At 45.4% G+C, this 26,405-nt stretch carries 26 protein-coding genes; 9 read left to right on the top strand and 17 right to left on the bottom strand.

Annotated elements, in window-relative coordinates:
• Positions 1 to 31 precede the first annotated feature (31 nt).
• The 3 genes from FME95_RS09570 to FME95_RS09560 all read right to left on the bottom strand — a co-directional run bounded on the left by FME95_RS09570 (position 32) and on the right by FME95_RS09560 (position 3,286).
• On the bottom strand, positions 32 to 1,210 hold the full coding sequence (locus FME95_RS09570; RefSeq protein WP_147714162.1) for an MFS transporter: 1,179 nt from the start codon (positions 1,208 to 1,210) through the stop codon (positions 32 to 34).
• Between the two features lie 40 nt (positions 1,211 to 1,250).
• Positions 1,251 to 2,054, bottom strand: a complete 804-nt coding sequence (locus FME95_RS09565) for a TatD family hydrolase (RefSeq protein WP_147714161.1) — start codon at positions 2,052 to 2,054, stop codon at positions 1,251 to 1,253.
• A gap of 83 nt (positions 2,055 to 2,137) precedes the next feature.
• Complete coding sequence (locus FME95_RS09560) at positions 2,138 to 3,286, bottom strand: aminotransferase-like domain-containing protein (RefSeq protein ID WP_187265491.1); 1,149 nt, start codon at positions 3,284 to 3,286, stop codon at positions 2,138 to 2,140.
• Between the two features lie 169 nt (positions 3,287 to 3,455).
• Here FME95_RS09560 and FME95_RS09555 point away from each other — a divergent pair, with 169 nt between their 5' ends.
• Together FME95_RS09555 and FME95_RS09550 are read left to right on the top strand one after the other, a co-directional pair.
• The gene (locus tag FME95_RS09555; protein ID WP_147714159.1) at positions 3,456 to 4,334 is read left to right on the top strand and encodes an AraC family transcriptional regulator; all 879 of its coding nucleotides are present in this window, start codon (positions 3,456 to 3,458) and stop codon (positions 4,332 to 4,334) included.
• A 126-nt stretch (positions 4,335 to 4,460) separates the two neighbouring features.
• Complete coding sequence (locus FME95_RS09550; RefSeq protein ID WP_147714158.1) at positions 4,461 to 5,054, top strand: FG-GAP repeat domain-containing protein; 594 nt, start codon at positions 4,461 to 4,463, stop codon at positions 5,052 to 5,054.
• 35 nt (positions 5,055 to 5,089) lie between these two features.
• Here FME95_RS09550 and FME95_RS09545 read toward each other — a convergent pair whose 3' ends face one another.
• Positions 5,090 to 5,692 carry a response regulator transcription factor gene (locus FME95_RS09545; RefSeq protein WP_147714157.1) on the bottom strand — a complete coding sequence of 201 codons (603 nt, stop codon included), beginning with the start codon at positions 5,690 to 5,692 and terminating at the stop codon, positions 5,090 to 5,092.
• Between the two features lie 23 nt (positions 5,693 to 5,715).
• Positions 5,716 to 7,989, bottom strand: coding sequence for a sensor histidine kinase (locus FME95_RS09540; RefSeq protein WP_187265490.1), 2,274 nt, complete (start codon positions 7,987 to 7,989; stop codon positions 5,716 to 5,718).
• A 459-nt stretch (positions 7,990 to 8,448) separates the two neighbouring features.
• Here FME95_RS09540 and glpX point away from each other — a divergent pair, with 459 nt between their 5' ends.
• Positions 8,449 to 9,468, top strand: coding sequence for a class II fructose-bisphosphatase (glpX, locus tag FME95_RS09535; protein ID WP_147714155.1), 1,020 nt, complete (start codon positions 8,449 to 8,451; stop codon positions 9,466 to 9,468).
• A 95-nt stretch (positions 9,469 to 9,563) separates the two neighbouring features.
• On the opposite strand, the gene FME95_RS09530 is transcribed toward glpX, so the two are convergent.
• Positions 9,564 to 10,484: a bile acid:sodium symporter family protein gene (locus FME95_RS09530; RefSeq protein WP_147714154.1), complete on the bottom strand. Its 921-nt coding sequence runs from the start codon at positions 10,482 to 10,484 to the stop codon at positions 9,564 to 9,566.
• 97 nt (positions 10,485 to 10,581) lie between these two features.
• Between FME95_RS09530 and FME95_RS09525 the strand changes: the two genes are divergently transcribed.
• Together FME95_RS09525 and FME95_RS09520 are read left to right on the top strand one after the other, a co-directional pair.
• On the top strand, positions 10,582 to 11,199 hold the full coding sequence (locus FME95_RS09525) for an HAD family hydrolase (RefSeq protein ID WP_147714153.1): 618 nt from the start codon (positions 10,582 to 10,584) through the stop codon (positions 11,197 to 11,199).
• A 48-nt stretch (positions 11,200 to 11,247) separates the two neighbouring features.
• A complete protein-coding gene (locus FME95_RS09520; RefSeq protein ID WP_147714152.1) occupies positions 11,248 to 11,790 on the top strand; it encodes a cysteine hydrolase family protein in 543 nt (180 codons plus the stop codon).
• A gap of 72 nt (positions 11,791 to 11,862) precedes the next feature.
• On the opposite strand, the gene FME95_RS09515 is transcribed toward FME95_RS09520, so the two are convergent.
• The 8 genes from FME95_RS09515 to rsd all read right to left on the bottom strand — a co-directional run bounded on the left by FME95_RS09515 (position 11,863) and on the right by rsd (position 19,339).
• On the bottom strand, positions 11,863 to 12,306 hold the full coding sequence (locus FME95_RS09515) for a hypothetical protein (protein ID WP_147714151.1): 444 nt from the start codon (positions 12,304 to 12,306) through the stop codon (positions 11,863 to 11,865).
• Between the two features lie 286 nt (positions 12,307 to 12,592).
• Positions 12,593 to 12,931: a P-II family nitrogen regulator gene (gene glnK / locus FME95_RS09510; RefSeq protein ID WP_147714150.1), complete on the bottom strand. Its 339-nt coding sequence runs from the start codon at positions 12,929 to 12,931 to the stop codon at positions 12,593 to 12,595.
• Positions 12,932 to 13,028: 97 nt separating this feature from the next.
• Positions 13,029 to 13,589 (bottom strand): ATP-dependent Clp protease proteolytic subunit, encoded by a 561-nt coding sequence (locus tag FME95_RS09505; protein WP_147714149.1) that lies wholly within the window; start codon positions 13,587 to 13,589, stop codon positions 13,029 to 13,031.
• A 209-nt stretch (positions 13,590 to 13,798) separates the two neighbouring features.
• A complete protein-coding gene (locus FME95_RS09500) occupies positions 13,799 to 15,700 on the bottom strand; it encodes an ABC-F family ATP-binding cassette domain-containing protein (protein ID WP_147714148.1) in 1,902 nt (633 codons plus the stop codon).
• A 65-nt stretch (positions 15,701 to 15,765) separates the two neighbouring features.
• Positions 15,766 to 16,938 carry a histone H1-like repetitive region-containing protein gene (locus FME95_RS09495; RefSeq protein WP_147714147.1) on the bottom strand — a complete coding sequence of 391 codons (1,173 nt, stop codon included), beginning with the start codon at positions 16,936 to 16,938 and terminating at the stop codon, positions 15,766 to 15,768.
• A gap of 95 nt (positions 16,939 to 17,033) precedes the next feature.
• Entirely contained in the window at positions 17,034 to 17,765 is a 732-nt protein-coding gene (locus FME95_RS09490) for a ParA family protein (RefSeq protein ID WP_147714146.1), read from the bottom strand.
• A 41-nt stretch (positions 17,766 to 17,806) separates the two neighbouring features.
• A complete protein-coding gene (locus tag FME95_RS09485; RefSeq protein ID WP_147714145.1) occupies positions 17,807 to 18,748 on the bottom strand; it encodes a WD40 repeat domain-containing protein in 942 nt (313 codons plus the stop codon).
• Between the two features lie 123 nt (positions 18,749 to 18,871).
• Positions 18,872 to 19,339 (bottom strand): sigma D regulator, encoded by a 468-nt coding sequence (gene rsd, locus FME95_RS09480; RefSeq protein WP_147714144.1) that lies wholly within the window; start codon positions 19,337 to 19,339, stop codon positions 18,872 to 18,874.
• Positions 19,340 to 19,620: 281 nt separating this feature from the next.
• Between rsd and FME95_RS09475 the strand changes: the two genes are divergently transcribed.
• Positions 19,621 to 20,019: a flagellar basal body-associated FliL family protein gene (locus tag FME95_RS09475; protein ID WP_147714143.1), complete on the top strand. Its 399-nt coding sequence runs from the start codon at positions 19,621 to 19,623 to the stop codon at positions 20,017 to 20,019.
• Between the two features lie 26 nt (positions 20,020 to 20,045).
• Here the strand turns inward: FME95_RS09475 and gshA are convergent, their stop codons facing one another.
• Complete coding sequence (gshA, locus tag FME95_RS09470; RefSeq protein ID WP_147714142.1) at positions 20,046 to 21,596, bottom strand: glutamate--cysteine ligase; 1,551 nt, start codon at positions 21,594 to 21,596, stop codon at positions 20,046 to 20,048.
• Between the two features lie 92 nt (positions 21,597 to 21,688).
• On the bottom strand, positions 21,689 to 24,001 hold the full coding sequence (locus FME95_RS09465; RefSeq protein ID WP_147714141.1) for a Tex family protein: 2,313 nt from the start codon (positions 23,999 to 24,001) through the stop codon (positions 21,689 to 21,691).
• 162 nt (positions 24,002 to 24,163) lie between these two features.
• Here FME95_RS09465 and FME95_RS09460 point away from each other — a divergent pair, with 162 nt between their 5' ends.
• From FME95_RS09460 to FME95_RS09450, 3 genes are all read left to right on the top strand, one after another.
• Positions 24,164 to 24,745, top strand: a complete 582-nt coding sequence (locus FME95_RS09460; protein WP_147714140.1) for a winged helix-turn-helix transcriptional regulator — start codon at positions 24,164 to 24,166, stop codon at positions 24,743 to 24,745.
• A 96-nt stretch (positions 24,746 to 24,841) separates the two neighbouring features.
• Positions 24,842 to 25,516 carry a YiaD family glycine zipper/OmpA-like lipoprotein gene (locus tag FME95_RS09455; protein WP_187265489.1) on the top strand — a complete coding sequence of 225 codons (675 nt, stop codon included), beginning with the start codon at positions 24,842 to 24,844 and terminating at the stop codon, positions 25,514 to 25,516.
• 100 nt (positions 25,517 to 25,616) lie between these two features.
• Entirely contained in the window at positions 25,617 to 25,961 is a 345-nt protein-coding gene (locus FME95_RS09450; RefSeq protein ID WP_147714139.1) for a hypothetical protein, read from the top strand.
• Here FME95_RS09450 and dtd read toward each other — a convergent pair.
• Complete coding sequence (gene dtd / locus FME95_RS09445; protein ID WP_147714138.1) at positions 25,958 to 26,395, bottom strand: D-aminoacyl-tRNA deacylase; 438 nt, start codon at positions 26,393 to 26,395, stop codon at positions 25,958 to 25,960. The genes FME95_RS09450 and dtd overlap by 4 nt on opposite strands.
• Positions 26,396 to 26,405: the final 10 nt, after the last annotated feature.

Raw genomic sequence — 26,405 nt, 5'->3', positions numbered from 1 at the left:
TAGGCAGGCGAATGCAATGGTTGTGGCTTTATTAAGCCGCAACCGTTTGACGCCGTGACTGATTAACGCTGATAAACACCGTCAGCATGGCAATCAAGATAGCCGGAATCATCACTATATTAAGCAAACTCCAGCCCAACAGGCTCTGCAAATAACCGGCTAAAATGCTGGCAAGCGCTGAGCTAGAAAACACCAAAAAGTCGTTTAAACCCTGAACCTTGGCTTTATCCGCTGGCTGGTAAGTTGTGGTTAACAAACCTGTAGCGGCAACAAAGGTAAAATTCCAACCGATACCGAGCAACACCAATGCGGTCCAAAAGTGCCAATAGCTTTGGCCGAACTGACTTAAAAAGACACTGGCTAGCAACAAAATACATCCTGTTTGAATAATTTTACTGGCGCCAAATCGGCTCACTAAGCGACCCGTTACAAAGGCAGGCGCAAACATACCTAATACATGCCATTGAATAACGCTTGCAGTATGAGTGAATTCCAAGCCACAGCTTTTCATCGCCAGTGGCGTTGCTGTCATCACCAACACCATCACGCCATAACCAATCGCACCGGATGTCATCGCAGCAATAAGCGTTGGCTGTGCTAAAAGAGTTTTATAGCTGCGCGCTGTACCCATTTGCTCTTCTAAACTAGCAGGTTTCAGCGGCAGTAATGCAACAAGCAAGGTGGTGAGGCAATACAGCGCGAATAGGCAAGCAAAGGCGCCAATGTAGAGATCACTAGGCATCAGCTTTTGCGACCATACAGCTAAATTAGGGCCTAAGACTGCGGCTAATACGCCACCGGCCATAATCAGGCTAATGGCCTGTGGTGCTTTATCTGGCGCACAGTTTTCAATCGCAGCAAAACGATATTGCTGACCAATACCAATCGCCACACCCAGTAAAAAAGTGGCTAACGAAAACAACCAAAAATTCGCCAAAAACAAAGCATAACAGGCTAACGCTGCACCAAATAAACCAATGCTATTACCGATTAGAAAGATACGTTTACGCCCTAACCGCTTTACTAACAGAGCCGCTGGTAACGTTGCGCTCATTAAACCGACAAACTGCATCGCCACTGGCAAGGTCGCCAATCTTAAGGATGGGCTGATCACTTCACCAACCAATGCCGTGACCGATACCAACAAAATATTGCCGGTCACTAACAGCGCCTGGCCAAGCGTTAAACCCCAAACAACAATACCTAGCATAATGGCTCCTTTTTATTTTCAGCAGTCTGCTAACAATCGGTTAATGCCAACCAAACAGTTGCTTAGCGTTTTGGTAAGTATGTTCAAGAATCACCTCAACCGTCTGCTCTTTAACTTCGGCTAATTTTTCCACGATAAATGGCAAATATTGCGGCTCATTTGGACGACCGCGATAAGGCGCGGGTGTTAAATAAGGCGAATCGGTTTCCACCAACATACGATCAAGCGGCGTAATGGCAGCTACGTCGCGAACATTTTGTGCAGAATTAAAAGTTACGATGCCATTAAAACCGAGCATAAAGCCTTCATTTAAACAAAACTCGGCCAGCGGTAATCCTGAAGTAAAGCTATGAATAACGCCATTACCCTTTAATTGAGAGCTGAAGTTTTTCAGAATCGCTTGGGTGTCTTCATCAGCTTCGCGAGTATGAACAACAATAGGCTGACCCAGCTGAATAGCGATTTCTAACTGCTGCTCGAACACCTTACGTTGTACCGCACGGTCAGAGTGCTCGTAGTAGTAATCCAGACCAATCTCACCAATGGCGACGATCTTGTCATCGTTACCATGTTTAAGAATCTCTGCTGCCGTTGCTTCGGTAAAGGCATCTGCATCGTGCGGATGAATACCTTGCGTACCCCAAATAAGCGGGTTTTCAGTGAGCTCGCGCACCTTGGCTAGATTATCAGGTGAGACGCTAATGGTGACTATCCTCTCAACGCCCTTTGCCGTGGCGCGCTCCAATACCTCACTGACCGCCTCACCTTCAAGGTAATCTAGATGGCAATGGGTTTCGATAATCGGCTGATCAAAAACAGGGATGGGGCGCTTAGTTTTACTCATAAAATAACGTCACTGCTCACTGGAAAAATACAATAAAAGCCGAAGTTTACAGGTTCAGCGCCGGGATAAAAGTCACTCTTGTTTTAAAGAGCAGACATCGCTGATGATAAACGGCCGACAGCCTTTTCTAAATCAGCGGGCGCTAAGCGAGTGAAATTTAGCCGAATTGCTTGATAACCTGCTTTGCCTTCCGGCCAAAACGCTTGACCCGGCACGACAGCCAAATCGTTTTTTAAACACTCTTGAGCAAGTGATACCGCATTTACGCAGTTGATCCGTGCCCAAAGAAACATTCCACCTTCCACTTCATTGAATGTTAACCGGCCACCAATTTGGCTGATCAGTGCATTGGCGAGCGCTTGTGCACGCTGTCCATAATGATGCCTCAATGAAGCAATATGGCCCTCAAATTCAGGCGCTTGCAATAGACTCAATAGCATCTGCTGCATAGGTAAAGCTGTGTGTAAATCGCTGGCCTGTTTAATTGTAATTAACGGCTGTAACAATTTTTTCGTTGCCTGAACACAACCAAGCCTCATACCCGATGTTGCTATTTTGGAAAACGAGTTAAGCAGAAAGAAGTCTCCTTTCATCAAGCTACTGACCAAAGGCAGATGTTCACCACTGTATCTAAGCTGCCGATAAGGAACATCTTCAATAAGTGCCACTTCATATCGGTCAAGTAATTCCGCAACAGCGATTCGCGTTGCCTTACTCCAACAAGTGCCGGTTGGATTATGAAAATCCGGTACCGCGTAAAAAAACTTCACGCAGCCCTTAGCAAGCTTCGCCTCTAGTTGGTCAAGATCAGGCCCTTTTGATGTTGCGTCAATTAAGCCGACTTTGGCTTGAGCAAGCTGAAACGCCTGTAATGCACCTAAATAAACTGGCGCTTCAGCCAAAACTCGGTCATCAGGGTTCAAATAGGCTCGGCAAATTAAATCCAACCCCTGCTGAGATCCAGTAGTAATAAGCAGCTGTTCATCGGATGGCAGATTATTTTCAGCACATAAGTGCTCGACTAACGCTGGAAGACCACGAGTCAAACCATACTGGTAGACTTCTATATTTTGGTCCAACTCTCTTGCTGCGTTATCCAATAACCGAGTAGGAAATAGTCTTTCATCAGGTAAGCCACCAGCCAATGACATGACATTGTTTCCTTGGGTGGCTTTTAAAATATTCCGAATATAGGAAGGCTGCACCGAAGCCATACGTTGAGCGGGTAACATGAATACCTCCTTTGCTCTAATGAAGAGCAAAACTCTACGCGTAAGCATTCAATGAGGTTTGCGCTAAGTTGCTTAGTCTTTTGTCCATTTGTGCTATTTTGGTTGCTTTCTATAACATCCTAAAAATTAAGCTGATAGCGTCTCGTTTATAGATACTGGAAATAAACCAATGCATAAAAGCCAGCAACACAGGATCAACGATGTCCTTCATAAAATTCATCGAGACATTGATCAGCCGCTCAGTGCAAAGCAATTGGCAGAAGCCGCTAACTGGTCAACGTTTCATTTCCATCGCTGTTTTAAATCTGTCGTAGGAGAGAACGTTACCGACTATATTCGTCGAGTTCGTTTAGAATTAGCCGCAAATCAATTGGTTTTTTTCCCTGATTTATCCATAGGCAATATACTTAGCCAGTGCGGATTTAAATCTCAGGCATCCTTTTCACACGCGTTCAAAAAACAGTTCGCATGCACACCTAGCCAATGGCGAAGCAATGGCTACCAAGCCCGAATTAGACAAACACAACAAAATTGGGACAGCGCTATCGTCGAGCGTGCAGAAAAAGCAGCGAACTACGCCACGCCACAGGTCACAGTCAAAACATTACCTCCTCGCAAAGCCGTGTATCTTCGTCACCTAAGCTATGGCAGAGATATACGACAAACATGGGAAAAGCTAGAAGTCTGGGCACGTCAACAATCGCTAGACTGGGATTCACTCCCTAAGCTAGGACTGCACCATTCGAACGCCGACATTACGCCCTTAGATAAGTGCCATTATGTTGCCTGTATCGAAGTCGATATCTCACCAAAAAAGGCTTTACCACTTAACCAATTTATCATTCCCGGTGGCAGCTACGCTTGCTTTGAAGCCTCTGGCTTCTATGGTGACTTACTGCCCATACTGCATAAGTTTTACCATGATTGGCTCCCCAACAGTGGCTACAGTTTGGCACCAACGCCGGGGTACGCTAATTATCGTCGTTGTCACTTTATAGACCCAGAAGAGCATTTTGATTTAACATTCTGCATACCGCTATGGCTCTAGCTTCAGAGCAATCAAATGATTACTCAATACCCGACATCTGTCGGATTACGTTTTAGCCTCATTAAAGGTACCTTAGGCGCCGTTATAAAGGCGTTCAAAATGAACCGATAAATAGGCTTTCAGAGCATGCAATTAGCGTTTTATCTCACTTTATTATTTATCACCCTGTACTCTGGCTGCCGTCTAAGCTCAGCCAGTGCTAATAGCCATGACCAAGCGGCTCTGCATCTCAGTGAATTGGATGATTCTGTATTAGCAGCCTACGCTGTCGATTTAGATCAAGATGGCGATCTTGATGTTATTTCATCGCTCTATGCCGATGATCATATAGCTTGGTATGAAAACGACGGCGCACAAAACTTCACCAAAAAGTCGGTTGGTAATCCCAACGAAAGCTACGGTGTTTATTTCCTTTCTTCTGCCGATTTAGACAACGATCAAGACTTAGATGTGCTTGCCGTTAGCTCAACCAATTACCGTATACTTTGGTTCGAAAATGACGGTAATCAGCAGTTTACCCATCACATAGTTCACGATAATACAGAAGCGGTTAGCTGGGTCAGTGCCGCCGACATCGATCTTGATGGCGACTTGGATTTATTCTCAACCTCTATGAACGACAAAAACATCGGTTGGTATGAGAATGACGGCCAAGGCAATTTTTTATTACATAGCTTCAATGAGACAAACCAGCAGACGGTTCTAGTACATTCTCGCTAACGGTGAACAACCCTCTTAACGATCAAGCCCACAGTCTAATCGATTATATAGCCTAGCTTGCGCACCTTAGTGACCAGCTGCGTTCGGTTATCGCATTCAAACAGAGTCAACAACTCAGAGACATAATCTCGAACGGTAGAAGAAGACAACCGAATCTGATCGGCAATCTCTTTATTGGATAAACCCTGCTCTAACAATTTTATAAGTTCAATCTTGCGTGGACTGAGTTGCAAGAACGGTTCGGCATGATGTGGGCTGACAAAAACTCGTTCTCCAGTAATCGCTCTTTTCAGTGCGGAAACAATACTGGCTTTATCGAGGTCCTTAGAAATAAAGCCGTCGGCACCGAGCGCAACCATCTGTTGAATACTCGCAGCCTGATCAACGGTGGACATGACAATCACCGGCAAAATCGGATAACTCTGTTTGATATGCTTAAGGCCAGCTAAACCTTCAACGCCAGGTATGCGAATATCCAACAGCACCAAACTGACATCCAAATGCTCGGCTAAAACAGCTTCTAACTGCTCTAAACTATCTGCTTCGAGTAACTCTGCCTCTGGAAATAACTGCGTCAACAACAGCTTCATGCCATCACGGAAAATATCGTGATCATCGGTATGGACTATTTTTAGCATGAGCTTTTCAACCTAAACATCAGCTAATGATTCGCTTTTCGTTGATGGAAATTCAATAGCGCTCTTAATTGAATCAGGTTCATCGCGCTGCGCAATTGCAACCAATGACTCGGCAGTGAGTCTGCGTCTATTGCAACCAAGGTACAGTTTTTCAACGACGCTGCTTGGGAGATTAATTCCAGCTCTGGTTCTGCCAATAAGGATGCATGACAGACCAGCATAGCGATTTGATTATCGACGGCCGCCGCAACAGCCGCTGAAACAGACGCAAAACTTTCAACACCAAAGCCTTGAGCCATAAAGTAATCGGTCAAATAACGCTGACCTGCTTCAGGGCAAACTAAAGCAATAGTTTCAGGTTTCGCTAATGGCTGACAATTAACCGGTTTTTCCGTAAGCGGTAAGCGAAGACTAAAACAGCTGCCTTGACCTAAGCGTGACGATACTTGGATAGGATGATTCAGTAGCTCAGCCAGATGCTTAACGATCGACAAGCCAATGCCCGCGCCATCTTGCTCACCCGAGCTGACTCGCTGATAAATATCGAACACTTGTGAGATGGCGTCGTCCGACATACCTTGCCCAGTGTCGATCACCTGCAGCTCGATTGCTCCTGCTCGATGTCGGCAGCCAACCAACACTCCGCCTTTCTCGGTATAACGAATCGCATTAGATACCAGATTTTTTACCATGCGCAAGAGCAAGTCTGGATCGGTCTGAACCCATCGAGTTGTCGCACAAAAGCGCAGCTTTAAGCCTTTTTCTTGCGCTAAAATTGCCAGCTCACCCTGCACCTCATTAAATAGAGATTGCAGCGCAACGGCTTGGATCTGCGGTTGGATCACACCAGCCTCTAGCCGATTTAAATCCATAATCTGCTGCAACGAACGGCTCATTGCACTCTGAGACGTCTGCAATTTATCCAAGATCTCAAGCGCTTGCGGCTGCTTTAAAAACGGCCGCAATGCATCGGCATAGAGATTCATGCAATAAATAGGCTGGTGTAAATCATGACTGCTGTGCGCCATATAAAGGGATTTTGCGTTACTCAGCCTCACCGCTTCTGCTTTTTCTATTCTCATTCTGCGAACCCGATCCACTAACGCAATGATGTGTATGAGTACATGTAATACATGCAGATAGAATTCCCAAATCAGCTTATAGGAGACATCGAGCTGAGAGACCTCCGACCAGTCTGCAAAAAAGAACCACGCCGATTGGCCAATGGTGAAACATAGCGGTAGCCAACCCAATAGATACATTAAGTAGTAGCGACCGCTGCTACGAATCTTTATCAGCGCCGAGATCAAAATAGCCAGCATCAATGCATTGGTAACCAATGCATACAGTGCCGCCTTGGTAAAAAAACTTACGTAGGGCGCAATAAACGGCAGCAGCATGGCAATAATGCCCAGGCTGTAAAAACTTATTTTTAGCGCTTTGCAGCCTTTACCCAATTGAATAAAGCTGCCAGCAAATGCCAGTAAAGACGCACTAGAGAGCGAGATAATCCACCAAAAGGAATCGCCACGTTGATGTTTAACGCCATAAAAGTGCTCAAACAGGTAGCCATGTTCTAAGTAATAAAGACTGACACAAAGTGCCGATATCGAAGCCCAAAAAAAGGTCGGCTCCCTTAACAACAGCCAACACAATAGGCCGGCGACCGACAGCCCCAAAATAACTCCGACGGCAGCCTGATAAATAAAATCCACTCGAGCAGACCATTGACTGTAATGTTCCGCGGTCATCAGACCAACATAGGGTATCCAGCCCTTATGAGTCGCGTACTGCTGTAAAACGATTTCAGTCTGCTCGCCCGCAGGCAGGCTCAGCGATATCGCACGGCCTAAGGCATTTCCAAGTGGTTGATGACCCGCCTCAACAGTGAGGCGTTCAATCTCCTGCCCGGTTTTCAACCAAACGACATATTGATCAGGACCAAAATTGCTGACGTGTAACACCCAATCTTTAGTGCTGGTCTGGTTGTCGACACGCAGAGCAATCGCCTGTACAGGGTTACTGCGATAATCGGGAAATAATTCAAATTGATCGTCCGATAAATTCGGCACTTGCGGCATTTCAGTTTGCTGACTAAGGCTGAAAAAATCTTCTGGCTGGACAGCAAAATAACCACTGGATGTGGTTCGCGATACTACCGAATAAGGCTCGGATGTTGATGCGAGCACCAATGGCTGAGTAGTTAATGGCAAAGAATCTTGAGTAAGCGACGTTTCGGTCGAATGCTCTTCAACCAATAAGCCTTCTGCCCTAGCCTGAACAAAACCACTACTCACGAGCACTGCTATCCAGCAAAAGCTAGCTAGCCAATGGCGTCGACGATAAAGTTCAATGATTACTGTTAAAAACATGGTTGTATTAAAAACATAGCGCCACCGATCACTCACTGTTTTATTAAAGCAGACGGCTAAAAAGCGTTGCATGGAACTGTGAATAGGCGTCATTGATTTATTATTATAAAAAGCACGCTATTTCCTGATCGAATAACTATCTAATCTACTAGACAGAGTCGAATAGTATGCTCGTTTCGTTAGTCACCCACTTACGCCTGACCAAGCCGCTAAATCATACTGATAAACGCTCTGTTAGGTAAATGAAAACTGTTATTCCTTTAACCTTTCAAGTAAAGCGGCCGCATACTAAAGGCAGCACCTTAGCTTCGCCTAACGGCTGGGAACCTGCCGTTTAACAATAAAAACAGGTAGAATATGGCAAACTTTTTGGAGAGCTCCCCTATGCATCGCGATCTGGCGTTTAATTTTTCCCGTGTCACTGAAGCTGCCGCCTTAGCTGGCTATAGCTGGTTAGGACGTGGCGACAAAAACAAAGCCGATGCGGCTGCCGTTGAGGTGATGCGTGCGATGCTAAATAAAGTCGAGTTCGACGGCGAGATCGTCATTGGTGAAGGCGAAATAGACGAAGCTCCCATGCTCTATATCGGCGAAAAAGTCGGCACCGGTGTCGGCGATGCTTGCGACATAGCCGTTGACCCTATTGAAGGCACGCGCATGACAGCCATGGGCCAAGCCAATGCAGTTGCTGTTATGGCTGTCGGTGAAAAGGGCTCTTTTCTTAAAGCACCAGATATGTACATGGAAAAACTGGTTGTCGGGCCACAAGCACGTGGCGTCATCGATTTAGACAAACCGCTGCAAGACAACGTTACCGCAGTAGCCAAAGCATTAGGCAAAGAGCTTTCTGAACTGGTCGTGGTGACATTAGCCAAACCGCGCCACGATGATGCCATTAAAGAAATGCAGGCAATGGGTGTACGCGTTTTCGCGCTACCCGACGGTGATGTTGCTGCCAGCATCCTGACCTGCATGCCGGAGAGCGATGTCAATATGATGTACTGTGTTGGCGGCGCGCCAGAGGGCGTTGTCTCAGCTGCGGTTATTCGTGCCCTAGGCGGCGACATGCAAGGTCGCCTTATGTTACGCAAAGACGCCAAAGGTGAAGACGAAGAAAGCATTCGCTTAAGCCAACTAGAAGCAACTCGTTGCGAACAGATGGGTGTTTCACCGGGCCGTATTTATCAATTACATGAAATGGCCAGTTCGGACAACGTGATATTCTCGGCCACGGGCATTACCAAAGGCGACTTATTGGAAGGCGTTAAACGTAAAGGCGAACTTGCCACTACCGAAACGCTGTTGATTAGAGGCAAATGCCGAACCATTCGTAAAATTCAGTCAACTCATTACCTGAACCGAAAAGACGAAGATATTAAAAATACTATTTTAAACCAAGGCTAGTTCTATCGCTTTAGACTAACCACTCGTCACTCACTATCGCCAAACAGATAAGTCAGCGATGTGGTTAGTCTCATAACAAATTCTGCACCACCAGTTCACGACTTTGATTCTTTCTCCGCCCATACCGCGACCAGAGCGAATATGGAACCTGCTATGTTGTGCCAAATTGAAAATATCGCGGCAGGCAATGCCGACAAGGGCGTAAAGAATTTCAGTGCTAAAGCAGTTGCTAAGCCAGAATTTTGCATGCCAACCTCAATAGCAATGGTTTTACAAACGGTCCGATCAAAGCCTAATAATCGAGTGACGCCATACCCAACTGAGCAGCCAATTGCGTTATGCAAAACAACTCCGATGAAAACCACCATTCCGACTGTCGCTATCTGCGCTTGATTAATCGCTACAATAATTGAGATGGCCGCAACAATGGCGACCATAGAAATAAAAGGAAACACATCGGCTAATCGCACTACGTATCGGGCAAAGAAATAATTCAGCATGATGCCAGCTGAAACAGGTAATAGAACAATCTTGGCCAAGCTCACAATCATACTTAACGCCGGAACGTCGACAGAAACACCCAGCAAAAGATCAATCAATAACGGAGTCATGACAACACCTACGAGCGTAGAAGTAGCCGTCATACTGATCGAAAGCGCCACATTACCGCGCGCCAAATAGCAAATAACATTCGAAGCCGTTCCACCAGCAACACTACCCACCAAGACCATTCCAATCGTTACAGCCTTATCCATTTGCAGCACGATACTAATGATTAATGCAACAATAGGCATAACCGTAAATTGCAAAATCACACCCAGTATTAACGCCTTTTTATTGGAAACAACGGCCCAGAAATCTTCCAATTTTAAGGTAAGCCCCATCGCCAACATAATAATCATCAATAACGGGACAATTTGGCCTTTATAGCCAACAAGAAGCTCTGGCTGAAAATACGCAACTAATGACCCTAAGATCGCCCATAACGGAAACAGCATCGTAATAACGTTAAGCATCGAACAACAACTCATAAACTTTTCTGAGCCGCTGATCATCTACATTTAACTAAGCAAAGTATATAGTGCTGCCTTTAAGTGATTCGGGGCGACTTCAATGCTGCAAACAGAAATAAAGCATCTGGTCTTCGACATGGGCGGCGTGCTGGTCAACATCGACTGGCACAATCAGGTGTCTAAAATTTTAGGCGAGAATATAGCTTTTGATAAAATTCACGCTCGCTGGGCAAATTCAAAAGCTGCGACTGATTTTGAAGAAGGCAAAATAGACTTCGATACTTTCTACGCTGAACTGGTTGCAGAAAACAGCCTAAGCATCAGCAAACCTGACTTTGAGCGCTGCTTTCGCAATATCCTGCAAGATGACTTTCCCGGCGTGGTAGAGCTACTTAAACAACTTAAGCCGAACTACCAATTGAGCCTGCTAAGCAATACCAACGCCTTTCATTGGCAAATTCTAAAACAACGAAACAGCTTTCTGCCGCTGCTCGACAACCCTTTTACCAGCATGAGCTTTGGTGTCATGAAGCCTGACACTAAAATTTACCAAGCGTTGATTAACGCGCTGCAATGCAAACCCGATGAAATACTATTTTTTGATGATGGCTTAAAAAACGTCACGGCAGCACGCGAATGCGGCATACATGCAGAACAGGTTTTTGGCCCTGAAGATATTAAAGCGCTATTACCTAAATACAGTATTTTGCTTTCTTAGCCAGTTTAAGAATAAACCATCAGCCCTAACCAACCTTGGACTTTAAGCATGCCACAAAAAGCACTGATTATTATCGATGTTCAAAACGCTCTATGTTCTGGTGAATATAAAACCTTTAATTCAGAAAACGTCATCAGCACGATTAACTCACTTTCCAATGTTGCTCGAAAAAAGCAGCTTCCTGTTATTTTTGTACAGCATCAAGCAAAAGACGGGCCTCTCAAAGAGCAATCTAAAGGCTGGCAACTGGCTGAAGGCCTTATAAAAGAAGAGGACGACATAATCGTACAAAAACGCTTTTCAGATGCGTTCAAAGATACTGACTTAGCAGCTCAACTCTCAAGCCTAGACGTTAGCGAATTGGTTATTTGTGGTATGCAGAGCGAGTTTTGTGTCGATAGCACTCTACGCCACGCTTTGTCTCGTGGGTTTTCTATCACGGTTGTGAGCGATGCACACACTACTCTCGATACAAGAGTATTAGATGCTAAAACTATATCCGCTCATCATAATGAGACATGGGCAAATATTAGCAGCTATAAATACACGCCAAAGGTAATGAGCGCCAAAGCAATTGAAGAGTCGTTGTAACCTATAGCTCATTATATTTTGTTGCTGGTTTTATCGCAGTGCTATCCACTGGTAGCTCTATCCAATTGCTCTCTAACTAAGATCGGACCCTTTTAGCTGCTTAATCAGCTGATGGATTTCCATCGGCTCTGGTGGATGAGCCTTGTGGTAAACCAACCGTGAGGCAACCTGCTCACGCAGATAGCGAATTTGCTCACAAATACCCTGCAAATGCTCAATCTCTTTATCGTGATGATCACCATAGGCGATAACGATAGACTCTGGCTCTTCGCCTTGTTGAATAGGGTCTTGCTGACCTTGCACCAAGGCTCGGTTAGCCAAAAAATGCGGCGTTATCATTGACCAATTATCTGGCAAGACCTGCTGCTTGAGGTTAGCGGCATAATCTCTATCTAGGTCAACATAAGCCATTTCTGTACCGGGAATCTCACCAAACAGATGATAACGTATGTTGTTTACCTTCAATTGGTGCAGCAAATACACCAACGCAGGCGGTACGGGTAATCGATCACCCATTGAATTAACCATAGGCAGGCCACTAAATAGACTGTATCAGTCAGATAAGTTTAGTCGGTTATTCTAAGCTGTAGTGGTTATTTTTGTATGCGACTCAGCGCATGTTTAAACGTATACAGAAATCGGCTTAGCCTTATTTAGGCAGCGATTAGCAAAAGGTCGTGGTGAGGTATTAGCAAACGCAACGGATTTATCGTTGGCACAAAAAAAGGGCTGCTTTATGCAACCCTTTTACCGATTTAGCTCTTTTACCGATTAGATAACATTAACATCTACAATCAGCTGACTAGATCGCTTCAGGACCTGTTTCGCCCGTACGGATACGAATAACCTGCTCAAGAGGTGAAACAAAAATTTTGCCATCACCGATTTTCCCGGTAGCCGCTGCGTTCGTTACCGCTTCAATGACGGTATCGACCTGATCATCTTCAACGGCAATTTCAACCTTCACTTTCGGCAAAAAATCGACAATGTATTCAGCGCCGCGGTACAGCTCAGTGTGGCCTTTTTGACGACCGAAACCCTTTACTTCGGTAACGGTGATACCCTGAATGCCAACTTCGGATAACGACTCTCTGACGTCATCTAATTTAAATGGTTTCACAATAGCACTGACTAGCTTCATTTTATTTCCCTCAATTATAGTTATCTGGGTTACGCAAGCTTACCTGGCTAGCCGTAAATACAAAGAGTATTTACGGCTCTTTTTTGATCAGTTTAGCCTAGTTTAGCTCGCTGATAGTTTCGATGACTTTATTGACAATGCCATACTCTATGGCAACGTCCGTCGTCATCCAGTTGTCACGCTCGATGTCTTCACGAACACGCTCAACCGGCTGGCCGGTTTGTTTAGAAATAATGTTCGCAAGACGTTCTTTCATACGCACAATTTGCTGCGCCTGGATGGCAATATCACTGGCTTGACCCTGTACACCACCAGACGGCTGGTGAATTAGAAAACGAGTGTTTGGCAGACAATAGCGATCTTCTTTTTCGGCCGCTAAAAAGATATGAGTACCTGCGCTAGCAACATAGCCGGTGCCGATGACTTTTACTTTCGGCTTAATAAAGCGAATGATGTCATGAATAGTATCTCCGGCTTCTACATGGCCGCCTTGGCTGTTAATAAACAGAGTAATGTCGTCATCCGACTCTTCTGCTAATGCCAACAATTGAGCCGTCACTTTTTTCGCCATCGTCTGATTAATTTCTTCACAGATTAAAACCTTACGACCAGAAAACAGGCGCTCGCTTACTGGGTTTGTATTTTCTTCGCTTTTCACTTCATTCTCCTCAAATAGGGCCAACAAGCATTACACATGAGCGATTAAATGCCCGCTGCTGCCATGGCTTGCTATTCAGATTTTCTGATAGCGCCCTATGTCACCATTGTAATTAGGGGTTATGTCCGATTAATGATTAAATTCACCTTGAACGCAAGCCTAAAGCACGAAATATTGCGCTTTGTTTAGGCTTCTATGATGTACTGCAGCTACTGGTCGCCCGCCTGCAACGCCTCAAGCTCTTCAAGTAATTCCATCCATTGAGCTTCACTCTGCTCCAGTGCGGTTTTAACTTCACCCTGCTCAAGCAAGCTTTGTTGCAATAACGCTTTGTTGTCTGCCTCGTATATAGTTGGGTCCGCTAACGCTATTTCAATTCGCTCACGCTGCTGTTGTAGCTTTTCAACCTTCTGCTCGGTTGCTTTTAACTGCTTTTGCAATGGCTTTAAACGTTCCCTTTGTGCCGCTCTGGCTTGCCTTTGTGCTTTTTTATCGACAGCTGAATCATCACTCTGCTCACGGCTTGTCGAGCTGGTTTGCGTTGGCGCTTTAAGCAGCAACTGGAAGTAATCCGCAAGATCGCCATGGTAAGGTTCAACGCCGCCATCTCGTACCCACCAAAATTCATCGGCAGTGGTGTTTAACAGATAACGATCGTGCGACACCAAAATCACTGCGCCTTCATATTGCTGCAGCGCTAGGTTCAATGATTCACGCATATCTAAATCTAGGTGGTTGGTTGGCTCATCCAGCAGCAAAAGGTTTGGCTTTTGCCAAGCAATCATCGCTAGTGCAACACGCGCCTTTTCTCCACCCGAAAAATTAACAACCGGCTCACTAGCGCGCTCACCTGAAAAACCAAAACGGCCAATAAAGTTTTTAATATCCTGATCACGCGCTTCGTTATCAATACGGCGGATATGCAAAAACGGACTGGCATCATCATCTAAAGATTCTAGTTGATGTTGCGCAAAATAGCCGACTGCAATGTTTTGCCCAAAATGAATATGGCCTTGCTTTGGCCTAAGCTCTTTTGACAATGCTTTTATCAAGGTCGATTTACCAGCACCATTAACCCCTAGCAAACCTAACCGAGTACCTGGGTGCAAGCTTAGGTTTAAGCCCGATAGAATGGTTTTATCTTCGTAACCCAAACTCACATCGTGCAAGCTGATCACCGGGTCCGATACTCGACCACCGGTATCGATGGAAAGGTCGTAGCCGTGGCTCATAATCATCGGTGCTTCAAGCGTTAGCTTCTCTAACATTTTAACCCGACTTTGCGCTTGCTTTGCTTTGGTGGCTTTGGCTTTAAAACGACGAACAAAGGACTCAAGATGTTCACGCTGGCGCTGCTGATTGTCAAAAGCGGCCTGCTGCTGAGCAAAGCGCTCACCGCGCTGTCGCTCAAACTGGCTGTAATTACCACGGTATAGCGTCAGCTGTTTATTATCAAAACTCACCACCTGAGTAGCGACACCATCCATAAAGTCACGGTCATGAGAAATAAACAACAGAGTGCCTTCAAACTGTCGAAGCCAACCTTCTAGCCAATAGCAGGTATGTAGATCTAAGTGGTTGGTCGGTTCATCCAAGAGCAGTAAATCTGCTGGGCACATCAGCGCACGAGCTAAGTTCAGTCGAACACGCCAGCCGCCAGAAAACTGCCCTACGGTATTGTTGTATTGCTCAACCGAGAACCCTAACCCCGCCAGCAGCTGTTCAGCTTGATGGCGCTTGTTAAAGGCTTGGTAGTTATCCAGCTGCCCTAACGCTTCTGCGATATCATCATCATTACCGGATTGTTCTGCGTGCTTTAACAGCTGCTCTAGCCGACGCAGTTCGCTATCGCCGTCTAAAACAAACTCCAACGCGGGTCTATCGACAGCCTCGACCTCTTGCGCCATATGTGACAGACGCCAATGTTTAGGTACATCGTAATCGCCAGCATCTAACGCCAGCTCACCCTGCATTACTTTAAATAATGTCGACTTACCACTGCCGTTCGGACCAATAACCGCAATGCGCTCACCTGGATTAAAAGTCGCGGAAGCGTTTTCAAGTAGCGGCTTACCGCCCAGTTGAATAGATACGTTAGATAACTTAATCATCGATTTAACTTCAATAAAAAAAGGAGCCGGAGCTCCTTTTTGTAAACACCTTTAGATTAAAACTATTAGGCGTCAGATTTAGGATTAAACAGGCTACGGCCTTCAGTTTCAGGCTTGCTAGCTGGTGTTGATGACGTCGTGCTTGATGGCGCTGAAGTCACTGGCGTTGACGGCACTGCAGGCTTAGGTGCTGGTGCTGTAAAGCCCGGCTTTACTTCAGGCTTTGTCTCAACTTTAGCAGGCTCTGGCTTAGCAGGTACAACAGGCTTAGGTGCTACTGTTGTTGCTGGCTCTGGCTTTTTAACTGGTGCGACAGCAGGTGTGCTGCTGGTTGCTGGCTTAGCGGCTTCTTTTTTAACGACTGGCTTTTTCGCTGCTGGTTTTGCAACCGGCTTTTTAGCTGCTGGCTTAGCAGTTGCTTTTTTAGCGGCTGGCTTTTTCGCTGCCGTTTTTTTGGCTACTGGCTTCTTAGCGGCTGGCTTAGCTGCGGCTTTTTTGGCGACAGGCTTTTTAGCTACCGCTTTCTTTGCTGCTGGCTTTTTAGTCGCTGCTTTTTTAGCGGCTGGCTTTTTCGCTGCCGTTTTTTTGGCTGCGGGCTTCTTAGCGGCTGGCTTAGCTGCGGCTTTTTTGGCGGCGGCGGCTGCCTTTTTAGCTTCAGCTTTTTCTTTTTTAGCGGCTTCAGCTGCTGCTTTCTTTTCTGCTATTGCTAATTTCTTAGCTTCTTCTTTAGCGCGAACTTCACGCTCTTTATCTTCTTCTTTACGAAGACGCTCTAAACCTTTGTTAACTTTTTCTGCCAGTTTAAGTTCAAACTTAGCGCTCGCTAAAGTTGACTTAGCAGTGGCTAGCTCAGCTTTTAAACCCGCTAACTCGTCTTTTGCTACTGTCAAAGCTTTCACTGCAGTTTCTAGCGATTGAGCGGCTACAGCTGTTTTAGAAGTGCGAACACGAGCTGCGGCTTTTTGTTTACGCTCAGTGGCTTTTTTTGCCTTGGTCGTAGCTGTCGCTACTTTCTTTGACAATGAAGCAACTAATTTTTCTGAATCGGTTACTTCTTTTTGCTGTGCTTTTGCAAGCGCAACTTCTTGCTTAAGAAGTTCAGTCTTTAATTTTGCAACAGCAGAAGCGCTGGCTTTTTTTGCTGGCGCTTTCTTAGCAGCAGTTGTTTTACGTGCAGTAGTTGCACCTGTCTTTTTTGCTGTAGCTTTTTTTGCAGTAGTTTTCTTTGCGACGGCCATGACCCCAGTCCTCATGTATTAGTTTTCACGAAAAAGTTTAACACCGCTGTACTATCGATGACACTCAAAAAATTTCAAGTATTTAATAATAATTTTTAGTTTTTATGTTTATCGATCCATTCGATTAACTTTACCCAGTCCATCATGTCTTTTTCTTCACGATTTTTTAGATCGTGAATACCTAAACCGTATTCTGATGCACGGATATAAAACTGTGTATCTCGGAACGAGCATACAAACGGAATCTTCAAACTTTTGAGAAACAGTTCCAATTTAGAATAAACCAATGTATTTCTGCGAACTCGATTAGCAATCACCGCGATTTTTTTCGGTTTTGTTCGCTGTGCCGGCGTCAAAAACAAATCTTTAATGAAGTTGGTTGTCGAGCGAATATCAATCGGCGATGGTGTCACAGGGATAATGACGAAGTCACTTTCACGCACCAAATCATTCAGCAGCATGCCAGTCAAACCTGCTGGCGTATCGATAACAACTTTTGTCGTCTCTGGTGGTAAATTTCTGAGATACCAGGTGCGGGTCATTTGAGCAGCGGTTTTTTTATAGGCGGATACACCGTGTATGCGATGTCGCTCTGATGGTCGCAACTGAAGCCATTGCGTCGCTGATCCCTGAGGATCGAAGTCGATGAGCGCGCAATGCTCATCTCGACTCGCAAATAAACTTGAAAGATTTGTCGCTACAGTTGTCTTACCACTGCCGCCTTTGGCATTAGCAACCAATATGCGCTTGGGTTTTGGTGGTGTGATAACCCGAGCTTGCGATTCGCTCTTCTCGCTTGGCTGAATCGTTTCTTCATTATTTGTCATGTTATCTACCTGTCTGTTGCCTACCCTAATGAAGACTCGGCTTAAAAGATGTAAAGGTATCCACTTGAACTCACGGCTAGCAGTCTATCGTCTTGTTTCGCAACATCCAATACTATCGCGCTTTTAAATGACTGACTGCCTTTAGTACCTATTTGATAGGTTTCCAACTTAGCACCATTGGATGCATCAAACTCAAATATATTTCGATGCGTCGTCCCAACGATCAATCTATTTTCACCAACAAACTGAGCACTATAAATCCGATAGTTACCTAACGAGATTGTTGATCGCAAACGCAGACTTTGAGTCGTCCACAATTCTGCTTCTTCATTAGCTGGGACAATTAATAGCTGACGACCGGTATCGCTAAATTTCACCATCGATACCTGGTTATCGTGAGGAAACTCTTTAACTAGCGAAAAGTCCTCCAAGCTCCACAACTTTGCCGTACCGTCTTCAGAACCTGTAGCGGCAAAACCTCCGCTGACATTAATGGCAACTGAGCCAACCGGGCCGCCATGTTGAAACTCAGCAATCATGGCACCCAATTGGGAATGGAATATCACTGCTGTGCTGTTATTCAAACCCAGCATGATGTATTGGCCATCCTGAGAAAGATCGGCTGACTCAATTCTTCCTGGTGCTTCCCAAAACGAAATCGCTTCGCCAGTTTCGGTATGCCATATCACTACGTTGTAATAGTTCGCCGTTAAGGCAAAGCGTCCATCGTCAGAAATATCGGTGTAGAGAATGTCGGTTATATAGCCGTCTTTGTGGTTCCAGCTGTATTCGCGCGATTTTTTACGTAAGTCCCAATAGGAGCCGCCGTGCTTAAAAGAACCAGCCACTAAAGAAGAGCCATCGTTCTGAATTTCGGCCGCATACAAGCCATCAATGCCGATCTGCAGTTCATCACTGGGTGTTTTAGCGCAACCGGCTAAAAATAGAATAAGAAGTAGGACAAGGAGATTGTTTGGAATCATGGTGCCACTCTGACTCGATAAGTTATCTGAGTGTAGCACTCTATAACAGAGATAAAGAGAGGGCTAGCCAGCATTATGACTAGCCTTTAGTATCATTTTTGGGTGTTTAAAAAATAATAACGATTACAGCAGTTTGCTCTCGTGTGCATTATGCAGCTGTTCGATCAAACGATCTTCGTAAGCAAATCGCTCCGTCATCTTTTCACCTAAGGCAGATAAGTCACCTTTTAACGAGGCAATATTGGCTTGAATCATCGAGTGGGCTGCATACTTATCATTAAAGTCGAGCATAAACTGAGTGGTTTCTTCAATTAGCGGATACAGCTCTTTCGCTAATGCGATACCACCGTCGTCGTCAAATTCTGTCGCTTCGCGAAACAGTTGCTCGTAGACTTCAAAATGACCGCTGGAGATATAATCCACCAATAGTCGATTAAACTCTTCGATCGAGCGACACACGGCCTCTTCACCTTCTGCATCTTGGATCTGAAAGAAATGAATCAACGTCTGTTTGCGATCACCTAACCAGCGATCAATAATTTCGTGAGTGCCACCCCAACGTTCTAAGGCAGTTTTGCAGTTCTCAAGCATATGTATGACCTATTGGCTTTTTAAAAGGCGTCGGCCTGTTATTTATTAGGCTGGATACAAACCCACTATATTCTCTGTTTTTCTGAGCCACAAGCAGGTATAAAAGAACCTAATCTAGCCGATCTGTTTATTGACCATCGGTTTTCTCTTATTCGGTCAATTAAACAACGCTACGCGGCTTGATACTCAGTTTAGCAACTGGAAATAGGCAAAGGCTATTCGAGCCTGCTATATTTGAGGCCCTAACTGGAACTGACGCTACCGTCGCTGGATTTTTTGTTATGAATTTGAAATCGATCACAATCACTAAACTGCTGCTGTGCATTGTCATTGCCTTTACTGCGAGCTTTTCTAGCGCTGAAACCGCCTATTATGAGGTGCGCCCTGTATTGACGGTTAACTTTGGTGACGCTCGACGAGTCCGGTTTATTCAAACTCAGGTCACGTTACGAGTCAGAGATAAAGTAAATGTTCCCATAGTTGATAAACATCGAGACGCTATTCGCCATACCGTTATCATGATGTTTGCCGAACAAGACGAGGCAACTTTACGCTCTTCAGAAGCTCGTGATGAATTTTTGATGCTAATGACCAAGGCAATTCAAAACCTACTGCGAAAAGAAACCGGCAACCCAATGATTGACCGAGTTCTTCTCACCAGCTTTATTATCCAACCCTAAGCCTATTTATTCAGCTTTCTATCAGGCTATTCCTGCCTGAGATACTCGGCTAAGAACTGATCAAACGGACCTTGATCAGAATTCTCAATATCCTGCTGTCGACGCCAACTACGCTTACTTTCTTCGACTCGGAAATCAAACCGCTCTGATGATAACGGCGCTTGATAATGTACCTGCAATTGCTCAGCTTGCGCACTGGAAAAATTAAGGAACGAGCCTTGTGCTTTAACGTCTGCCAAGACCTGTTGTGAAGGTAACTGATCGGGGTTTTGTATTTTTTCAAGCTGTGCAGCACAAGCCTGCTGATAAGTATCGGTTCCGGTTAACGAATCTATTTGTGCAGCAACCAACTGCATCGACTCTAGCAGCTGCGTGCCCAATGACGTCAGCCCATGAGACTGTTCATTCACAACAATCTTCAATTCTGGATCACGCCCTTTAATGGCAACCTGCTGATTATTAGTCATTAACTGTAGGCATTCGGCAACCGATATCTCTGGGTGATCTTGCACTACACACCAAAGCAAAAACAGATCGATAAAATCAACATCCGATGCATCGATCCCTACCGGTGAATAGGGATTCACATCCAGGCAGCGTACTTCGATGTATTCAACGCCTCGTTTACGTAAGGCGTGAATCGGTTTTTCACCCGAATAAGCGACTCGCTTAGGTCGAATGTCGCTGTAATATTCGTTTTCGATTTGCAGTATTGATGTGCTCAGTTGTTGATACTGATCGCCCTTCTTGACACCAATAGCCTCATAAGCGGGATAAGGTTGCTGAATAGCATCCATCAAGGTACTGGCATAACTCTCTAATGAATTAAAACAAACGAATAGATCAGCCTGTGCTTTATTAGAGTAACCAATATCACTCATTCGCAAGCTGGTCGCATAGGGAGCGTATAAGGTCTGCTGGTTTAAAGCGCTCAATGTTGGCGTTGGCGCATCGGTAAAGCTTTCATCAGCCGCCGGCGAAGCACCAAACAGATACAACAACAACCAACTATGACGACGGAAGCTGCGAATCAAGCCAAAGTATTCGTTGGTTTTAAAGTCGGTTAAATCGCCTGTCTTACCATTTAATAACGCCCACTGACGCCAAAAGCTGTCGTTTAGCGACCAATTATAATGTAGGCCGGCAATGGTCTGCATTTTACGCCCATAACGATGCCATAAGCCGTGCCGGTAAATGGTTTTAAGCCGACCAATGTGGCTATCGCCATACTGTGCGATTGGGATGTCTTCTTGCTGCGGCAATACCGCGGGCATACTGCTTGGCCACAGGCGTTCACCGTCAAGCTGAGAAGCGGCAAAGCGATGCAACTCATCTAACTCGGCAAATAATGCATTCTTATCGGTATGCACTCCGGTTATAAATTCAAGCAGGCTTTCTGAATAATCGGTAGTGATCGATGAATGTGTTAGCGCCGAACCAAGTGATTCTGGATGTGCTGTTTGACTGAGCTGACCATTAGGCCTGACGCGCAACGTTTCTCGTTCGATACCACGTTGGAATTCAAATGCGCTTGCACGTAATTGCTTAAATAGAGTGAAACGGGAGATTGCTGCCAAGGAACTGCCCTCGCAATTAGGTGACTTTCAGTATGGGGTTAGATCGCTTTAAATCAAAGGCACGCAGCCGGTTATGACTGCGCGCACGTTGATTAGCTATTTTTTTGTTTCTTTAGCGCCTGATCAAACAACGCATCTAATGTGTTCGACGGTGCCGGTTTGGATTTCGCTTTGACCTGTTTTGGCGACGTTCGTTTCGACTGGGTGTTACGTTCGCCTGCAGATTCATGCTCACTGGCATCGTCATCCAAACGCATCGATAATGCAATGCGCTTACGCTGCACATCAACATCCATAACCTTGACCTTAACGATATCACCGGCCTTAACAACCTTAGAAGGGTCATCAACAAAGGTGTGGCTAAGTGCAGAAATGTGCACCAAACCATCTTGATGCACACCAATATCAACAAAGGCACCAAAGTGCGTGACGTTTGTCACCACGCCTTCGAGTGTCATGTTTTCGCGTAAATCTTTTAGTGTTTCTACACCATCTTGGAACTGAGCAGTTTTAAATTCAGGTCGCGGATCCCTGCCTGGCTTATCCAGCTCTTTAATAATGTCGGTTACCGTCGGCAAACCGAAAGTGTCGTCGGTATAGTCAGCCGCATTTAATGCCTTTAAAAAGCGAGTGTCGCCAATCACCTCTTGTACGCTTTTATTTTGCGTCTGAACAATTTTATTCACCACACTGTAGGCTTCTGGGTGCACGCCTGAACGGTCCAACGGATCGGTGCCGTCCATAATACGTAAGAAACCAGCGGCCTGTTCAAAGGCTTTAGGCCCTAATCTCGGCACCTCTTTTAATTGCTTTCTCGACTGATAAGCACCGTTGGCATCACGAAAAGCGACAATGTTATTAGCAATGGTCTGATTCAATCCAGACACCCGAGCCAACAAGGGAGCAGAAGCCATATTGAGATCCACACCGACGCTGTTCACACAGTCTTCTACTACCGCATCGAGCTGACGTGCTAGCGCAACTTGGGAAACATCGTGCTGATACTGGCCAACACCAATCGATTTCGGGTCGATCTTGACCAATTCCGCCAACGGGTCTTGCAAGCGGTGCGCAATTGAAATGGCACCTCGAATGGTGACGTCTAAATCTGGAAACTCTTTCGCGGCATATTCCGATGCTGAATAAACCGATGCGCCTGCTTCATTCACCATCACTGGCTGAGCTTTAATGTGTGAGTTTTTCTTTAAGAAGTCTTTTACAAAACGCTCAGTCTCTCGGCTGGCGGTACCATTACCGATAGCGATCAGTTCGATGTCGTACTTTTCACATAGGCCAAGCAAAACTTTTTCGGCTTCAGCAATTTTATTTTGCGGCGGCGTTGGGAAAATAGCGCCGTGATCTTTAATCTTGCCAGTGGCATCGACAACCGCGACTTTAACACCGGTTCGCAAGCCCGGATCGAGACCGATCGTTGCTTTGGCACCGGCTGGTGCGGCCAATAGCAAATCTTTTAGATTTTTGGCGAAGACATCAATCGCCGCCTGTTCGGCCTGCTCTCTTACTCGAGAGAACAAATCCGTTTCGATATGCGTTAATAACTTAATTCGCCATGTCCAACGACAAACATCCTTCAACCAGGCGTCGGCTGCTCGCTGCTGATCTTCAATCGCAAAATGCTCAGCAACCATTATCGTGCCGGTGCCGCCTGCGCGCGCATCCTCATTAGGGATCACGAGTGAAAGCGATAATACACCTTCGTTACGACCACGAAACATTGCTAACGCACGGTGGCTTGGCACCTTTTTGATCGCTTCATCATGCTCGAAGTAATCTTGAAACTTTTCACCTTTAGCCTGTTCACCTTCGATAACACGCGACTGCATTTCGCCGTTCTGCCACATAAAGTCGCGCAGCTTAGCTAATAAGTCAGCGTCTTCAGCAAAACGTTCCATTAAGATATAACGCGCGCCATCAAGAGCGGCTTTAACATCGTCAACGCCGGCGTCTGAATTAATATAAGCCTGCGCTTCTTGTTCTGGATTTAATGTTGGGTCCGCCAATAAGGCTTCTGCTAATGGCAATAATCCCGCATCAATGGCAATTTGACCTTTAGTGCGACGCTTCTTCTTATAGGGTAAGTAAAGGTCTTCTAATTCGGTTTTAGTTTCTGCTGCTGATATTTTTTGTGTTAACTCTGGGGTCAACTTCCCTTGCTCTTCGATACTGGCCAAAATGCTCGATCTGCGATCTTCCATATCGCGTAAATAGCGTAAACGCTCTTCCATTTGGCGCAGTTGGGTATCGTCCATACCGCCGGTTACTTCTTTTCGATACCGAGAAATAAAGGGTACTGTTGCGCCCTCATCTAACAATGCCACCGCGGCGGCTACCTGAGAGACGGATACTTTTAATTCGTTGGCAATTTTTGATTCTATAGCTGACATGTAGTTCCTAACAGTTATGCACCTTTCGCGACGCGCCATCATTGAAAAAAGACCACACAATTGCAAGTCATGTTCATCGCTAAATATCTGATTTATATAGAATCGAAACAGCAACGCACAAATTGCAATGAAAACCATTCGAAACGCCCAAAATAGCGTGATATGTTGCTTAGCCAAACGGCTAAGCGCTATTGCTCAAGCCGAGTCATCGATGCAGAGATTCATGAGGTAGCTGTGCAAAAGGATTCTGGTAAACAACGTCAGCTGGACAGAATTGACTTTAAAATACTCAAGGCACTGCAAAAAAACGCTCGCCTTTCTTATGTTGAGTTGGCTCAGATCGTCGGTTTATCGACCACGCCCTGTATGGAACGAGTGAAGCGATTAGAAGCTTCCGGCTATATCTTAGGCTACCACGCCGACATTAATGCCGATGCTCTTGGACTTGAGCTATTGGTGTTTTTAGAAATTACACTCACCGTGCAATCACCAGAGACTTTCCAAGAATTCAAAACTGCGGCCGAAAAATTCAGCTATGTTCAGGAGTGTCATTTAATTTCAGGCCAATCAGACTATTTATTAAAACTTAGAATGAGTGACCTTAAAAATTATCGTAAGTATTTAGGCGAATTACTGCTGGCGTTACCACATGTTCGAGAGTCCAAAAGCCACATCGTAATGGAAGAGGCTAAGCAGTCGAGCCTTATGCCGCTCGAATTAGTCAACCATCGTTTCAAAAACTGACAATAGGGCTATTGTTTATTTTATTGTCAGCGGTACATTAAATTTATTGGCGGACAACATGGCATTTTGAATGCCCTAATAAAGGAGTTATTTGTAATGAAATATTGGATCAAACTTACCCTGCCGTTAGCAATCTTCAGCTCACTGCTGTCGGGCTGTCTTACCTTCGATGCCTATACCGGTGAAAGCCAAGTCAGTAACTCCTCTAAAGGCGCGATTGCCGGCAGTATTATTGGTGCTGTTATTGGTGCCTCTACGGCCTCTAAAGAGGATCGTGCAAAACAGGCGTTAATCGGCGCCGGTATTGGCGGTGTTGCTGGCGGTGGTATCGGTTATTACATGGACCGACAGGAAGCCATTCTGCGTAAAGAACTGATTGGTAGCGGTATTCAGGTAGAGCGTACCGAAGAAGGTCAAATCGAGCTAATCATGCCTGGTAACATTACCTTTGAAGTGGGCAGCGCGACTGTTCAATCGTCCTTTACTGACACGCTGACTTCACTGGCCAAAGTCCTAGAAGAATATGACGATACCTTGATCACCATTTCTGGTCATACCGACAGCACTGGCGGCAGCGCTTATAACCAGCTGTTATCAGAGCAACGAGCGACATCGGTTGCTAACTTTTTGTTACGTGAAGGTGTGGTTATCGAACGTATTGCGGCAGTTGGTTATGGCGAACTGTACCCAATTGCCAGCAACGATAATGCAGCCGGTCGAGCCGAAAACCGTCGTGTAGAAATCACTCTAGATGCGATCAGCGCTGAATAACTAGGCGCACTATCAACATAAAGCCACCGATGCTTACAGCAGGGTGGCTTTTTCACTTTAAGCGGCGAATACCGCTAACAAAAGCAATTAGGTTTCGGTTGTGAAATTAAAACAGACGCTGTTTAAACAGCTCAAACCCATCGCACCTTATCATTCGGTCTTCGTCGGCCTGAGTGTCATTCAAGCCTTGCTGACCTTTCTATTGCCGATTCTATGGCCAGATCTGGAACCTGTTTACTGGCTGCTTTCTTTTGCTGGCTGCGCTTTTTGGCTGATCACTTATGCCTTACTTAAACAGATTCATCATAATGTTGAACAGGCTACAGGCTTCTTAGCTCGCATCCGTAACGCATGGCAAAACCTGATCTTTATTATTTGGTTAGTCACCTTTAGTGCATTGATGGTGCTGTTTATCAAACTGATTATTTTTGTTGTGCAGCGCTAATTTTCTAATAAGAAGGTTACTGGCCCATCGTTCTGCAAAAACACCTGCATATCGGCACCAAATTGTCCGGTCTGAGTATTAGGGTACAAGCCTGTTATATGCTCAACGACTCGATCAAATAACAGCTTACCCTGATCTGGACTGGCAGCACTGGAAAACCCTGGACGCAAACCTTTATCTGTTTGCGCCGACAGGGTGAATTGCGATACTAATAAAATCTCTCCTGCTGACTGCTGAATATTCAGATTCATCTTGCCCTGCTCATCAGCAAACAGACGATATTTTAATAATCGCTCTGCCAATGCAATCACGTTAGCTTCTGTATCGTGCGCATCGATACCGACTAACACCAGCATGCCTGCCTGAATCGAGGCAATCGATAACCCCTCTACCTCAACTGAGGCTTGTTTCACTCGTTGTATTAACGCTTTCATAAAGTCCGTA

It is taken from the genome of Reinekea thalattae (assembly GCF_008041945.1).
Taxonomy (GTDB): domain Bacteria; phylum Pseudomonadota; class Gammaproteobacteria; order Pseudomonadales; family Natronospirillaceae; genus Reinekea; species Reinekea thalattae.
The sequence above is the reverse complement of the archived record's forward strand: the minus strand, read 5'-3'. Positions and strand labels throughout refer to the sequence as shown.

What these genes read in the sequence shown, in the direction of transcription:
- FME95_RS09570 (WP_147714162.1), bottom strand. Translation starts at nt 1,210, where the DNA reads ATGCTAGGTATTGTTGTTTGGGGTTTAACGCTTGGCCAGGCGCTGTTA.
- FME95_RS09565 (WP_147714161.1), bottom strand. Translation starts at nt 2,054, where the DNA reads ATGAGTAAAACTAAGCGCCCCATCCCTGTTTTTGATCAGCCGATTATC.
- FME95_RS09560 (WP_187265491.1), bottom strand. Translation starts at nt 3,286, where the DNA reads ATGTTACCCGCTCAACGTATGGCTTCGGTGCAGCCTTCCTATATTCGG.
- FME95_RS09555 (WP_147714159.1), top strand. Translation starts at nt 3,456, where the DNA reads ATGCATAAAAGCCAGCAACACAGGATCAACGATGTCCTTCATAAAATT.
- FME95_RS09550 (WP_147714158.1), top strand. Translation starts at nt 4,461, where the DNA reads ATGCAATTAGCGTTTTATCTCACTTTATTATTTATCACCCTGTACTCT.
- FME95_RS09545 (WP_147714157.1), bottom strand. Translation starts at nt 5,692, where the DNA reads ATGCTAAAAATAGTCCATACCGATGATCACGATATTTTCCGTGATGGC.
- glpX (WP_147714155.1), top strand. Translation starts at nt 8,449, where the DNA reads ATGCATCGCGATCTGGCGTTTAATTTTTCCCGTGTCACTGAAGCTGCC.
- FME95_RS09530 (WP_147714154.1), bottom strand. Translation starts at nt 10,484, where the DNA reads ATGCTTAACGTTATTACGATGCTGTTTCCGTTATGGGCGATCTTAGGG.
- FME95_RS09525 (WP_147714153.1), top strand. Translation starts at nt 10,582, where the DNA reads ATGCTGCAAACAGAAATAAAGCATCTGGTCTTCGACATGGGCGGCGTG.
- FME95_RS09520 (WP_147714152.1), top strand. Translation starts at nt 11,248, where the DNA reads ATGCCACAAAAAGCACTGATTATTATCGATGTTCAAAACGCTCTATGT.
- FME95_RS09515 (WP_147714151.1), bottom strand. Translation starts at nt 12,306, where the DNA reads ATGGGTGATCGATTACCCGTACCGCCTGCGTTGGTGTATTTGCTGCAC.
- glnK (WP_147714150.1), bottom strand. Translation starts at nt 12,931, where the DNA reads ATGAAGCTAGTCAGTGCTATTGTGAAACCATTTAAATTAGATGACGTC.
- FME95_RS09500 (WP_147714148.1), bottom strand. Translation starts at nt 15,700, where the DNA reads ATGATTAAGTTATCTAACGTATCTATTCAACTGGGCGGTAAGCCGCTA.
- FME95_RS09495 (WP_147714147.1), bottom strand. Translation starts at nt 16,938, where the DNA reads ATGGCCGTCGCAAAGAAAACTACTGCAAAAAAAGCTACAGCAAAAAAG.
- FME95_RS09490 (WP_147714146.1), bottom strand. Translation starts at nt 17,765, where the DNA reads ATGACAAATAATGAAGAAACGATTCAGCCAAGCGAGAAGAGCGAATCG.
- FME95_RS09485 (WP_147714145.1), bottom strand. Translation starts at nt 18,748, where the DNA reads ATGATTCCAAACAATCTCCTTGTCCTACTTCTTATTCTATTTTTAGCC.
- rsd (WP_147714144.1), bottom strand. Translation starts at nt 19,339, where the DNA reads ATGCTTGAGAACTGCAAAACTGCCTTAGAACGTTGGGGTGGCACTCAC.
- FME95_RS09475 (WP_147714143.1), top strand. Translation starts at nt 19,621, where the DNA reads ATGAATTTGAAATCGATCACAATCACTAAACTGCTGCTGTGCATTGTC.
- FME95_RS09465 (WP_147714141.1), bottom strand. Translation starts at nt 24,001, where the DNA reads ATGTCAGCTATAGAATCAAAAATTGCCAACGAATTAAAAGTATCCGTC.
- FME95_RS09460 (WP_147714140.1), top strand. Translation starts at nt 24,164, where the DNA reads ATGTTGCTTAGCCAAACGGCTAAGCGCTATTGCTCAAGCCGAGTCATC.
- FME95_RS09455 (WP_187265489.1), top strand. Translation starts at nt 24,842, where the DNA reads ATGAAATATTGGATCAAACTTACCCTGCCGTTAGCAATCTTCAGCTCA.
- dtd (WP_147714138.1), bottom strand. Translation starts at nt 26,395, where the DNA reads ATGAAAGCGTTAATACAACGAGTGAAACAAGCCTCAGTTGAGGTAGAG.